The following is a 12,881-nucleotide window of genomic DNA, read 5'->3' as shown; positions in this document are numbered from 1 at the left end:
AGTAATATGAAAATAAATAACATACACAAATGCATAATCGCATCTATTACATTCATAGCCGTATTGGCTGGTTGTAGCGATTCGTGGCTCGATCCGAAACCTCTATCTCTTTATACGCCTGAAAATTCCTTTACAAATGCCGAAGGCTTGTATGCAGGATTGGCCGCTGCCGAAAGGAATATGCGGCACGAATACACCGGCGAAGCAGCGCCGATACAAACCGAAATAATACATTCGGATATTGCTGTGAATGGTTGTACGGATAGAAGTTCGCCACAAAAAAATATGGATATTGCCATTTTACCAGACGCGAACCTCGATGGTACTGACCATACCAGAATAGGTTGGTACTGGAACGAAGGATACAGTGCCATTAAATATGCGAACTTAGTCATTTCAAGACTCGACGATGCCGAATTTAAAGATCAGAATGAAAAAAATGCTGTATTAGGTGCAGCCTATTTCCAACGCGCCTACCGCTATTACAAACTGACACACCAATTCGGAGATGTTCCTTATATCGACTGGGAAATTACCGGCCCAGTTGTAAACCTTCGCACCTATGACAGATGGAGTATCTTGGAAAGGATGAAAAAAGACCTTGAATTTGCTTACGAGTGGGTTCCTCAGAATGTGCTCAGAGGAAAAACATCTAAAGGTGCCTGTGGTATGCTGTTGATGAAAATATGCATCGAATTGGGCGATTACGACAGAGCTATACAAGTAGGACAGGAAGTAACTGCTGCTTATCCGCTGATGACTCAACGATTCACAGCCAATAAGACGAAGCCGAATACCAACCTGATGCACGACCTGCACAGTGTGGAAGCTAAGACAGATCCTGCCAATACCGAAGGTATCATGTATGTAGTATCTTACACAGGTATCGAAGGTTCGACCAAAATGGATATTATGCGCGGTTGCGTACCTTTCTGGAATAGTTCGGCTATAAAAACCCCGACCGGGAAAACAGGTACAACTGAAGGTAAACTTGCTGATGGCGAAACAAATCCGTTAATGAACCTCAACCAGACATACGGACGAGGAATCGGTCGCGTGCGTACTTCCGACTATTTTGCCTATGACATATGGGGACTGAAAGAAGCAAACGACCTGCGAGGTATTTATAACAACGACAGTTGGAAACATACCAGCGACTTGCAATATAACGAGCCTTCGCTGAAAAGAAACAACGACCCTTGGTATGGACAAAATATCCAGTTGCCCGTAAGTATATCCAAACTCGACTCTATGCGCGTATGGTATGCATGGCCTCACTACAAGACATTCGTGCCCGATCCGTTGAGAACAAGATGGGACGGTGGCGATAGCCCTTGGTATATCTATCGTAGCGCCGAAGCCTGGTTATTACTTGCCGAAGCTCATTACTGGAAAGGCGAATTAGGCCCTGCCGCCACAGCTATCAATAATGTGCGCACACGTGCCGGAGCAGATCCGTTGACTGCTGCCGATATCAATATCGGGGAAATACTGAACGAACGTGCCCGCGAGTTATTCTACGAAGAAGCCCGCCACACCGAAATCGTTCGTATAGCCTACACTTTTGCCAAATCAGGAAAATCATGCGAAGTTTTCGGCGGAAGAGTTTACTCTTTAACCGACTTCTCCGGACCGGGCGGAACTAATTCGAATATCAAACAAGAGGGTTACAACTTCTGGTGGGATTGGGTTAATTCACGCAACAACTTCTACAACAAAGTGAATTTTGGGAATAACGCCAACTACAAAATCAGTGTACACCATGTACTTTGGCCGATACCTGCGTCTGAAATATCATTGAATACACAAGGCGTAATCAACCAGAATATAGGCTATCCGGGTGCTGAAAATAATCAGCCACCATTAACGGTACCTCCTACAGGAACGGTTATGGGACCTGCCGGAGTCGACAGATAATTTTCTCATAATAAAAAGGTTAATTTCATTATAGACTGGCAGGTATAATGCCTGTCAGTCTATTAAAAAAAGATGAATACTATGGACGAAATTTCATTAGACAGACGTAATTTTCTGAAGAAAATAGGCTTAGTAAGCGCCGGAACACTCCTGCTCTCGAGCCCATGGCTATCCGCCTTTTCCGAAGAAAAACACACAGGAAATTCCGTCGTCCGCATAGGGATTATAGGTCCCGGTTCGCGCGGACGCCATCTGATGGGTTTCCTGCTCAATAATCCGAAAGCTGAAATTACAGCTATTTGCGATATATATCAGCCTTCGATTGATGAAGCATTGAAGAAAGTGCCTAAGGCTGCGGTTTATACGGATTACCGAAAACTACTGGAAGATAAAAGCATAGATGCCGTAGTGATAGCTACCCCGCTCTATACGCATTGCCAAATCGCATTGGATGCTTTCGATGCCGGAAAACATGTTTTGTGTGAAAAGACTATAGGCTTCAACATCGAAGAATGCTTCAAAATATATAACAAACACAAGTCAACCGGAAAGGTATTCTTCTCCGGCCAGCAACGCTTGTTCGATCCGCGCTATATCAAAGCTATGGAAATGATACATGCAGGCACGTTCGGCGAAATAGAGGCTATACGCACTTTCTGGTACAGGAACGGAGACTGGAGGCGGAATGTACCTTCGCCCGAACTGGAACGCCAAATCAACTGGCGCCTCTATCGCGAATATTCCAAAGGCCTGATGACCGAACTTGCTGGACATCAATTGCAAGTGGGAAGCTGGGCGATGCAATCCATCCCCGACAAAGTGATGGGACACGGCGCGATAACATACTGGCACGACGGACGCGAAGTATTCGACAATATAAGTTGTATCTACGTCTTCGACAATGGTGTGAAGATGACCTTCGATTCGGTTATCTCCAATAAATTCTACGGCCTCGAAGAACAGATATTGGGTAATCTGGGAACCATCGAACCCGAAAAAGGGAAATATTATTTCGAAACCACCCCTCCTGCCCCTGCATTCCTACGCATGGTAAACGATACCGAGCACAGCGTATTCGGCACATTGCCTTTTGCCGGAACAAGCTGGGCGCCCGAAACGGCACAGGAAAACAAAGGGGAATATATTCTGGGTGAAAAGCCGAAATCGGATGGTACAGACCTGTTGATGGATGCTTTTGTTGAAGCTGCTATAACCGGGCAACAACCGCCTAAGATTGCAGAGGAAGGATATTATGCAAGTGCCATGACGCTCTTAGGCGACCAAGCGCTTGTAGAGGAAAGAACACTCACTTTCCCTGATGAATTTAAACTCGATTATCTAAATCACAGAAGACAAACTGTTATCCCATGAAAGATACTATCATCTCAGCCAGACGTAAGAAAATAGAGATTATAACATTTATAATCTGCTTTGTCATTGCCAACCTTGCCAATGTATATGCTATAATGACGTATAGAAATACATCTTTCAGCGAACTATTCACGTCATTAGGCTATGTCACGGTGGCAGCTATTGTGCTATATATCATCTGGAGTATTATCCGTATTATCTTTTACGGAGTGAAATCGCTGGTTAAACCTAAAAAGGCAAGGTAACAAACGTGAAACGAATCGGTAACATATATAAGCAAATCGATACGGACAAGAGCATGCTGTACGCTTGGTTCAGCCTGATGAATACCCGTATCGATATCATATTATGCGACCGGGAGGAAAACGAACTCAAACAAATTGCCGAAACAATATACGACAGGCTGCATCAGTTGGAAAAGACTGCCAATTATTTCGACCCGTCGAGCGAGCTTTCGCTTGTCAATAATACGGCATATCAGCACCCAGTCGCTATAAGCGACGAACTTTTCGGTTTAGTTAGTCAATGCATATCATACAACAACCTGACAGCCGGATATTTCGACGTAACATTCGCTTCGGAGAACCATGCCGCAGACACAATAAAACATATAACCCTATCGGAACAGAATAGGACTATTTCCTTTCGCAAAGAAGGAATAAAAATCAATCTCTCGGGCTACCTCAAAGGGTATGCCATAGAAGCAACAAGAGATATTTTGTATAACCATAACATGGCTAATGCTCTTATAAATATAGGCAACAGCTCGGTATTGGGATTGGGCAACCACCCCCACGGGGTAGGATGGGAAGTCGGATTTGATTCATCTCATTCAGCCAAGAGTGTAAAGCTCGAGAATGAATGCCTCACCACATCGGGCAACAATACGACCGAACGGAAGCATATCGTATCGCCTTATTCGCACCAGTATGTCGAAGGAGCAAAAACGATTTCGGTGAAAACAAAAAAAGCGACCGACGGCGAAGCACTGTCTACCGGCTTGTTTGCCGCGCCCGACAGCTATCAGGAAGAGATATTAAAGAATTTTGAAGCAACAGTAATCAATCATATAAATATTCATTAATAATAAAGAATAAAAAAAATGGTAACACGTAGAAATTTTTTAAGGACAGCAGGATTAGCCGCTGCAGGGCTTACCGTAAACGGAGTAGGCGGTACATTGAAGGCTATGGATGCCGACAGTTATCGGAGAGTGAACGGTGCCAATAAAAAAGTCAATCTCGCTTGTGTAGGTATAGGCTACCGGGGCGGGGATATTATCAAGGAATTTGAAAAAACAGGCTTTGCCAATGTTGTTGCCTTGTGCGACGTAGATATGGGAGCCAAACATACACAGGAGATAATGAATAAGTACCCCAAAGCGAAGCGTTTCAAGGACTTCCGCGAGATGTTCGACAAGATGGGCAACGAAATCGAAGCAGTTTCCGTAGGAACGCCCGATCACTCGCACTTCCCTATCTGTATGATGGCGCTGGCATTGGGCAAGCATGTATACGTGGAAAAACCAATGGCTTGTACATTCTACGAAGTGGAACTGATGATGGAGGCTGCCAAAAAGCATCCGAATGTCGTAACTCAAGTGGGTAATCAAGGACACTCCGAGGCCAACTATTTCCAGTTCAAAGCATGGAAAGATGCCGGTATCATCAAGAACGTTACCGAAGTAGTAGCACACATGAATAACCCGCGCCGTTGGCACGGATGGGATACCAATATCTACAAAGCACCCGAAGGACAACCGATACCGCAAGGTATGGATTGGGATACCTGGCTAATGGCCAAACCTTACCATGATTATAGCAACAAGTATCACCACGGAAACTGGCGTTGCTGGTACGATTTCGGGATGGGCGCTCTGGGAGACTGGGGAGCACATATTATAGACACGGTGCACGAATTCCTCGAATTGGGATTACCATACGAAGTTATCCCGGTCAAACTGGAAGGGCACAACGATTACTTCTTTCCGATGTCCTCTACCATCCAGTTCCGCTTCCCCCGACGGGGCGATATGCCGGCAATGGACATCACGTGGTACGACGGGGTAAACAATATTCCTCCTGTTCCGGCAGGATATGGCGTATCGGAACTCGACCCGAATATTCCAACCGTCGCAGGCGGTAAAATACAACCGGCAAAACTGAATCCGGGTAAGATTATCTACAGCGACGAACTGATATTCAAAGGAGCGAGCCACGGCAGCACATTGTCTATCATCCCTGAAGAAAAAGCGAAAGAAATGGCATCGAAACTGCCTGAAGTACAGAAGAGTACATCCAATCACTTTGCCAACTTCTTGTTGGCCTGTCGCGGCGAAGAGAAAACACGCTCACCATTCGAGATACACGGACCATTGAGCCAGGTATTCTCTTTAGGCGTATTGGTACAACGCTTGAATGCGCCTATCAAATTCGACCGTGCCAGCAAACAGATAACAAACAACGAGTTTGGAAATGCGATGCTTGCCGGTGTTCCACCGCGTAAAGGATGGGAAGAATTTTACAAGATATAAGTTTAACTATTTAAAGGAATAAGACTAAAATGAAGAAACAATTATTATTGCTATTATTGCTACTCCCTTTTGCGGCAGGCGTAACTGCCCAGAATTTCGATAACCGACTCACCGAGCAGGAAATCCGCGAAGGATGGTCACTGCTATGGGACGGGAAAACAACCAACGGATGGCGAGGCGCCAAATTGAGCACATTCCCGCAAAAAGGATGGAGTATAAAAGACGGCGTGCTGAAAGTACACAAAAGTGGCGGCGGAGAATCGTCTAATGGCGGCGACATCGTTACAATTCAAAAGTATAAAAACTTTATACTGAAAGTCGATTTCAAAATCACACCGGGCGCTAACAGCGGCATTAAATATTTCGTCAATTCCGACCTGAACAAAGGCGAAGGCTCGGCTATCGGGTGCGAATTTCAGATATTGGATGACGAACGCCATCCGGATGCCAAAATGGGCGTAAAAGGGAACAGGACACTGGCATCGTTGTACGACCTGATTCCTTCGGAAAGAGGAGGAGCTTTCAAGTTCTATTTCAACGATTTCAATACGGCTATGGTTGTCGTTATGGGCAATAAGGTAGAACACTGGCTGAACGGTGTAAAGGTTGTAGAATACGAACGGAATACCCAGATGTTCAATTCGTTGGTAGCTTACAGCAAATATAAAAACTGGCCTAACTTCGGAAACCTGACCGAAGGGAATATCCTGTTGCAGGATCACGGCGACGAAGTATATTTCAAAAACATAAAAATCAAAGTGTTAGATTAGTTTAATTGTTAGTATTTCAACATAAACGGGGGAAGGTATTCAGAAGCCTTTCCCTGTTTTGTTTTCATGTCACTTTTTGCCTGAAACACAACAATACGAGTTCTGGATTGTTAACTTTGTAGTTCAATTATTAAATCCTGCAGGATGGCTCTCAAACGTTCTACAACTATAGCCCTGACGGTAGCAGTCGCATTTTTCATGCAAAACCTCGACACGACCGCTGTAAATACAGCTGTCCCTGCTATGGCACACTCGTTCGGGACAGACGTTATCCATCTAAGTGCCGGGATTACCTCCTATATGATTGCATTGGCTATATTTATCCCCGTCAGTGGATGGATAGCCGACCGCTTCGGCACAAGAAAGGTATTCTGTGCGGCAATCGTCTTCTTTATTATAGCATCCGTTTTGTGCGGGACATCGCAAAACCTCACGCAGTTTGTTATTTTCCGCGTTATGCAAGGGATGGCAGGCGCTATGATGACTCCCGTAGGGCGTCTGGCTGTATTGAAATCGACTTCTAAGGGGGAACTTGTTTCCGCCATGAATACGATAACCGTACCTGCCCTGATAGCGCCTATATTAGGGCCTCTTATCGGAGGATACCTGACAACTTACTGGTCGTGGCACTGGATATTCCTGCTCAATATTCCTATCAGTATCTTCTGTATTATACTGGCATGGAACAATATGCCTAAAGAAAAAGAAGAAAAAGACATCAAGAAGCGTTTCGATAAAGTCGGATTCATATTGAGCGGTTTGGGCTTTGCCGGATTTATGTATGGCGTAGAGATGTTCAGTCATACGGAAGTGCATTTCTGGATTCCGATAGTGATGATTATTGTCAGTGTATCGCTTATCTATCTGAATGTCAAATACTCGAAGCATACTTCCAACCCGTTGATAGACTATTCTATATTAAGAATCGACACCTATCGCATGACCATCACGATGGGTACTATCACACGCATGATAATAGGTGTAGCGCCTTATCTGGTACCGCTAATGTTTCAGATAGGATTCGGGCTAAGCCCTTTCGAATCGGGGCTATTATTCGTTGCCACAATGGCGGGCAACCTGAGTATGAAAACGGCTACGGTGTGGACAATCCGCCATTTTCCGTTCCGCAACATATTGATAGTGAACGGTATCCTGATGGCATTTTTCACCCTCTGCACAGCTTTCCTGTTACCAACGACGCCCGTCTGGCTGATAGTATTGGTAATGTTCTTGTCGGGGATGACACGTTCGATGCAGTTCACGAGTATTACAACACTGGCATTCAGCGATGTGCCTTCGGATAAAATGACGCCTGCCAACTCGTTATATAGCACCATACAGCAAATGTCGTCGGGGTTGGGTATTGCGATGGGAGCCGTACTCCTCCGGTTCTCAAACGTCCTCAACGGGGGCACTGCGGGGGATTATACCGTTCCCGATTTCCGGTTAGCATTCATATTTGTGTCTATATTGGCGGCAATACACCTTTATGGCTACAGCAAATTGAAACCTGATGACGGAAATTCGGTACGGAATAAAAAGTAAATTGTATTTTTGTCTATCTATATTTTGATAGTATATGCTTAAAACCAGAATAATCCCATATACCCTACAATTCAAACGTCCGGCAGGAACATCGCGGGGCGTTTACAACGAGCATAAAATTTGGTACATCGTCATCTATAACTCCGACGACAACGGCCATTACGGAATAGGCGAATGTGCTCCCCTATTCGATTTGAGTGCCGATTACAACGAGAACTATGAAGCAACCCTTGCCTCCTTTTGTGCGCAATTGGAGGAAAAGCAGGCATTAGATACAGAATCGCTACGAAACTATCCGTCTATACTTTTCGGGCTGGAAACGGCCATGTTACACTACAATCGTAAAAGTTTCGAACTGTTCGATACCCCCTTCACGAGAGGAGAAGCGGGAATACCCATCAACGGACTAATCTGGATGGGTGAATATACTTTCATGCTGGAACAGATAGAGCAGAAAATGCAGCAAGGATTCCAGTGTATCAAGCTGAAAATCGGTGCAATAGATTTCGAAAAAGAGTTGGATTTACTGCGCCACATCCGCAAGCATTTCTCTGCCAAAGAAATCACTTTACGGGTAGATGCTAACGGAGCTTTCGCTCCCAAAGATGCCTTAGAGAAACTGAAACGCCTCTCCGAGCTCGACCTCCATTCCATAGAGCAACCTATCCGCGCCGGACAATGGGAGGAGATGGCGAAACTAACCGCCCAAACACCTCTGCCCATTGCATTAGACGAGGAATTGATAGGCTGGAATAATCCGGCTGATAAAGAGCGACTATTAGACACGATAAAACCGCAATACATCATCCTCAAACCTACCTTGCACGGAGGGTTGAGCGGTGCAACCGAATGGATTAATCTGGCAGAAACGATGCAGATTGATTGGTGGATAACTTCCGCTTTGGAGTCGAATATCGGACTGAACTGTATTGCCCAATGGTGTTCGACCTTCGGCAATACACTGCCGCAAGGACTTGGAACGGGTATGTTATATACCAATAACATCGCTATGCCGCTGGAAATAAAAGGAGATAACTTATGGTTCGATCCGAAAGGGGACTTTCCTGATAATAAACTGTTTGCACTATGACAGGAAGTATAACCATAGAGGGGGTAAAATATACGGAAGAAGCTTTCTTAGGTAATGAACGACCGCCATTTGCCGATAAATCGGCTTTTCATGGCAAATTATATACCTTTCTGCACGAATGGTTCAGCGATTCCCCTACCCTCACCGTGCAAACATCAGGCTCGACGGGAACGCCTAAGCCGATGCAGGTATCGAAAGAACGCATGCTGAACAGCGCCCGATTGACATGTTCATTTCTTAATCTGCAAGCCGGAAACAAGGCCTTACTGTGTCTGCCATTGGACTATATCGCCGGAAAGATGGTGGTCGTTCGCGCGCTTTATGCGGAACTGGATTTATACCCCATCCAGCCGGATGGACACCCGTTAATAGACACTGATATATCTTTCGATTTTGCAGCGATGATTCCCTTGCAGGTGCAAAACTCATTAGAGAATGAAACAGAAAGAGAGCGGTTAGCAAAAATCAACTCCCTTATTATCGGAGGGGGAGCTATCGACGAAGGGTTGGCGACACAATTAGCAGGCATGCCGAACGATATTTACTCTACCTATGGCATGACCGAAACGCTCTCACATATCGCCCTGCGCAAATTAAGCGGGGAGGACAAAAGCGCGGCATATCGCTTATTCCCGTCCGTCACTATCTCATTAGATGCGGACAATGCGCTCATCATCGATGCACCTTTAGTAGCCGATGAACGATTGTATACGAACGACATAACCGAAATACACGAGGACGGTACATTCTCTATTATCGGGCGCAGGGATAATATTATTAATTCGGGGGGGATTAAGATTCAGGCGGAAATGATAGAAAACGAGCTGAAATCCATATTGAAAGATATTCCATTCGCAATCAGTTCGCTACCGGACAGCAAATTAGGCGAAATAATCGTATTGGCTACCGAAAAGGCGATAGACGAAGAAAAATTAGATGCGCTTCCCAAATATCACCGTCCACGGAAAGTGATGGTAACAACAATCCCACTCACCGAAACAGGTAAGATAAACCGAAAGAAACTGAAAGAATTAATCAGTAAAGGGTAAACCGTTCGGGGTGCTTTGCCGTAACGTCGGTGTAGTAGCTTTTTATCGTTTCTATATCCTTGTCGGCATCACCCGTAGGATAGAAAGTATCCATAAAATCCACCACCTTACGCTTATAGTCAATCGATGCTATGACAATAGGCACTTCGGCCGCCACAGCTATAAAGTAGAAACCACGCTTCCATTCGGCATTCGGTTTGCGGGTAGCTTCGGGAGTGATAGCAATCTGGAATTTATCGCGCTTCTTAAATTCCTCCGCAACCTGCTCGGTCAGCGATGTTTTCTTCGACCTGTCGACCGGTATTCCGCCTAACCATCTAAATATCAAATTCATCGGGAAGAAGAACCAATCTTTCTTAATAAAAAAGTACGAGCGGCGTCCCATCGCAGTATAGACCAGCAATCCCACAAACAAATCGAAATTACTCGTATGAGGAGCGACACAAATAACACACTTAGCCGGATAGTCAGTGTTTCCGGCTATCCTCCATCCTATCATACGCAGGATGAGCTTACATATAATTCTCATTTAAAGGGATGCGATTTCTTGGCCTATCTCATTTATCTTTTGGGCAAAATCAGATTTCAGCTTTTTGTAATATTGGCTTACGCGGCCTTTTACTTCTTTTCCTTCGTTGATAGAAACGCGTTTTGTAAATTCAGATTGCACTTCTAACAATTTATCTATAACAGTGTCGGCAGCCTGTTGGTCTGCATCCACAACGTAGAGTTTGTATATCAAACAGTCAGCAAATAAAATACCGATTGTTTTATTTATGTTTTTTTTCAAATTTCGTCTGCTACTCATATCAAAAAATAGTTGTAATTTTACCGGTTCATTAAGAGCCGTTTTTAGAACATTCATATACAAAGATACGAAAAAGACATTGGTCTTCCTCTTTTTATGGAAGATTAACTACAAAAACTTAAAATAGACAAATAAAAAACTATGTCAGATAATAATTACAAGATTGATTATATATTCGAAACCAGTTGGGAAGTTTGCAATAAAGTAGGGGGAATATATACTGTCTTATCGACAAGAGCAAAAGTTATGCAGGACACATACACAGACAAGGTCATATTTATAGGGCCGGATGTATGGAAAGATAAAAAATGCCCTTGGTTCAAAGAAGATAAATCCTTATTGGAAGGATGGAAAAAAACAGCCACACAAAAAGATAACCTGAAAATAAAAATCGGCCGCTGGGATGTACCCGGAGCACCGATTACCGTATTGGTCGATTTCGAGCAATTCTATGCAAAGAAAAATGACATCTATGGCGAGATGTGGAATAAATACCATGTCGATTCATTAGACGCATACGGCGATTACGACGAAGCCTGTATGTTCGCCTATGCCACAGGCGTGGTGATGGAGAGTTTCTACAAACACTTCAAGCTTTCCAAAAAGAATGTCATCGCCCACTTCAACGAGTGGATGCTGGGAATGGGACTATTATATGTAAAATCGCATCTGCCCAAAGTAGGTACGCTTTTCACAACCCATGCCACAACCGTGGGACGCTCCATTGCAGGCAACGGCAAACCGTTGTATAACTACCTCCATTCGTACGACGGCGACCAGATGGCACGCGAACTCAATGTCGTAAGTAAACACTCGGTAGAAAAAGCTGCTGCTCAGAATGCCGATTGCTTCACTACGGTGAGCGAGATTACCGCCCGCGAATGCAAGCAATTGCTGCAACGCGAACCGGTAGTCACTCCTAACGGATTCGAGAAAGACTTCATCCCCGTAGGGAAAGAACATGAGAAGAAACGCAAAGCTGCCCGCAAGACGTTGATTAACGTTGCCGAGAAGCTGTTGGGATATAGTATTGATCCCGATGTGTTGCTGGTAGCTACAAGCGGACGCTACGAATACCGCAACAAGGGATTGGACGTTTTTGTCGATTCCATGGGACGCTTGAACCACATAGAGCAACTGAACAAGGACGTTATTGCCTTTATTATGGTTCCGGCATGGATTGATTCGCCACGGCAGGATTTGCAGGAGGAACTGCGCTCGAAGAAAAAGCCGGAAACACCCCTCATTCATCCCAATATTACGCACTGGCTCAAGAATATGAATCACGATTCTATTCTGAATCAGCTCAGCTACCTGAATATAAATAACAGGAAAGAAGATAAGGTAAAGGTTATTTTTGTCCCTTCCTACCTGAATGGAAATGACGGAATATTCAACAAAACATATTACGACTTACTTATCGGTATGGATGTTACCGTATTCCCGTCCTATTACGAGCCGTGGGGCTATACTCCACACGAAAGTATTGCCTTCTCCGTGCCGACCATCACTACTACCCTTGCCGGATTCGGCTTGTGGATGAAACGCTTGGGCGACAAACGGGGCATGAACGATGGCGCCGAAGTTATTACCCGCGACGACTATAATTTCATCGAAATATCGGAAGATATATGCAATCGCGTATTCGAAATGACAACCAAAAGCGAACAAGATGAAGCCCTCCTGCGTCAGGCCGCCCTCGAACGGGCTGCGTTAGCCGATTGGGCACACTTCTTCAGCTATTATCAGGATGCCTACAATATAGCATTAAACAATCTTCAGAAAGCATAATTACATT

General features: G+C 44.7%; 11 protein-coding genes and 1 pseudogene. 10 read left to right on the top strand and 2 right to left on the bottom strand.

Going from position 1 to position 12,881, the window contains the following annotated elements; genetic code table 11:
• Positions 1-6: 6 nt before the first annotated feature.
• From D0T66_RS00685 to D0T66_RS00645, 9 genes and pseudogenes are all read left to right on the top strand, one after another.
• Positions 7-1,917 carry a RagB/SusD family nutrient uptake outer membrane protein gene (locus tag D0T66_RS00685; RefSeq protein WP_163355107.1) on the top strand — a complete coding sequence of 637 codons (1,911 nt, stop codon included), beginning with the start codon at positions 7-9 and terminating at the stop codon, positions 1,915-1,917.
• 81 nt (positions 1,918-1,998) lie between these two features.
• Entirely contained in the window at positions 1,999-3,288 is a 1,290-nt protein-coding gene (locus D0T66_RS00680) for a Gfo/Idh/MocA family protein (protein WP_163355106.1), read from the top strand.
• Positions 3,285-3,533: a hypothetical protein gene (locus D0T66_RS00675; RefSeq protein WP_163355105.1), complete on the top strand. Its 249-nt coding sequence runs from the start codon at positions 3,285-3,287 to the stop codon at positions 3,531-3,533. The genes D0T66_RS00680 and D0T66_RS00675 overlap by 4 nt, the downstream gene beginning before the upstream one ends.
• A gap of 5 nt (positions 3,534-3,538) precedes the next feature.
• The gene (locus tag D0T66_RS00670) at positions 3,539-4,372 is read left to right on the top strand and encodes an FAD:protein FMN transferase (protein ID WP_370520750.1); all 834 of its coding nucleotides are present in this window, start codon (positions 3,539-3,541) and stop codon (positions 4,370-4,372) included.
• Positions 4,373-4,390: 18 nt separating this feature from the next.
• Complete coding sequence (locus D0T66_RS00665; protein WP_163355104.1) at positions 4,391-5,821, top strand: Gfo/Idh/MocA family oxidoreductase; 1,431 nt, start codon at positions 4,391-4,393, stop codon at positions 5,819-5,821.
• Positions 5,822-5,940: 119 nt separating this feature from the next.
• A pseudogene (locus tag D0T66_RS00660) lies at positions 5,941-6,591 on the top strand (DUF1080 domain-containing protein); the annotation flags it as partial.
• 144 nt (positions 6,592-6,735) lie between these two features.
• Positions 6,736-8,136, top strand: a complete 1,401-nt coding sequence (locus D0T66_RS00655) for a DHA2 family efflux MFS transporter permease subunit (protein WP_163355102.1) — start codon at positions 6,736-6,738, stop codon at positions 8,134-8,136.
• 34 nt (positions 8,137-8,170) lie between these two features.
• A complete protein-coding gene (locus D0T66_RS00650; RefSeq protein WP_163355101.1) occupies positions 8,171-9,226 on the top strand; it encodes an o-succinylbenzoate synthase in 1,056 nt (351 codons plus the stop codon).
• The gene (locus tag D0T66_RS00645; protein ID WP_163355100.1) at positions 9,223-10,275 is read left to right on the top strand and encodes an AMP-binding protein; all 1,053 of its coding nucleotides are present in this window, start codon (positions 9,223-9,225) and stop codon (positions 10,273-10,275) included. The genes D0T66_RS00650 and D0T66_RS00645 overlap by 4 nt, the downstream gene beginning before the upstream one ends.
• Here the strand turns inward: D0T66_RS00645 and D0T66_RS00640 are convergent.
• Both D0T66_RS00640 and D0T66_RS00635 read right to left on the bottom strand, forming a co-directional pair.
• Positions 10,262-10,804 carry a 1-acyl-sn-glycerol-3-phosphate acyltransferase gene (locus tag D0T66_RS00640; RefSeq protein WP_163355099.1) on the bottom strand — a complete coding sequence of 181 codons (543 nt, stop codon included), beginning with the start codon at positions 10,802-10,804 and terminating at the stop codon, positions 10,262-10,264. The two genes, D0T66_RS00645 and D0T66_RS00640, sit on opposite strands and share 14 nt — an antisense overlap.
• Positions 10,805-11,140 carry a hypothetical protein gene (locus tag D0T66_RS00635; RefSeq protein ID WP_255489670.1) on the bottom strand — a complete coding sequence of 112 codons (336 nt, stop codon included), beginning with the start codon at positions 11,138-11,140 and terminating at the stop codon, positions 10,805-10,807.
• 84 nt (positions 11,141-11,224) lie between these two features.
• On the opposite strand from D0T66_RS00635, the gene D0T66_RS00630 reads away from it, so the two are divergent.
• Positions 11,225-12,874, top strand: a complete 1,650-nt coding sequence (locus tag D0T66_RS00630; RefSeq protein ID WP_163355098.1) for a glycogen/starch synthase — start codon at positions 11,225-11,227, stop codon at positions 12,872-12,874.
• The last annotated feature ends 7 nt before the right edge of the window (positions 12,875-12,881 follow it).

The sequence above is a fragment of the Dysgonomonas sp. 25 genome (assembly GCF_010501075.1).
Classification (GTDB): domain Bacteria; phylum Bacteroidota; class Bacteroidia; order Bacteroidales; family Dysgonomonadaceae; genus Dysgonomonas.
The sequence above is the reverse complement of the archived record's forward strand: the minus strand, read 5'-3'. Positions and strand labels throughout refer to the sequence as shown.

Bases quoted from the DNA above. Each gene is read 5' to 3' on its own strand.
- D0T66_RS00685 (WP_163355107.1), top strand. From the start codon at position 7: ATGAAAATAAATAACATACACAAATGCATAATCGCATCTATTACATTC.
- D0T66_RS00680 (WP_163355106.1), top strand. From the start codon at position 1,999: ATGGACGAAATTTCATTAGACAGACGTAATTTTCTGAAGAAAATAGGC.
- D0T66_RS00675 (WP_163355105.1), top strand. From the start codon at position 3,285: ATGAAAGATACTATCATCTCAGCCAGACGTAAGAAAATAGAGATTATA.
- D0T66_RS00665 (WP_163355104.1), top strand. From the start codon at position 4,391: ATGGTAACACGTAGAAATTTTTTAAGGACAGCAGGATTAGCCGCTGCA.
- D0T66_RS00655 (WP_163355102.1), top strand. From the start codon at position 6,736: ATGGCTCTCAAACGTTCTACAACTATAGCCCTGACGGTAGCAGTCGCA.
- D0T66_RS00650 (WP_163355101.1), top strand. From the start codon at position 8,171: ATGCTTAAAACCAGAATAATCCCATATACCCTACAATTCAAACGTCCG.
- D0T66_RS00645 (WP_163355100.1), top strand. From the start codon at position 9,223: ATGACAGGAAGTATAACCATAGAGGGGGTAAAATATACGGAAGAAGCT.
- D0T66_RS00640 (WP_163355099.1), bottom strand. From the start codon at position 10,804: ATGAGAATTATATGTAAGCTCATCCTGCGTATGATAGGATGGAGGATA.
- D0T66_RS00635 (WP_255489670.1), bottom strand. From the start codon at position 11,140: ATGAATGTTCTAAAAACGGCTCTTAATGAACCGGTAAAATTACAACTA.
- D0T66_RS00630 (WP_163355098.1), top strand. From the start codon at position 11,225: ATGTCAGATAATAATTACAAGATTGATTATATATTCGAAACCAGTTGG.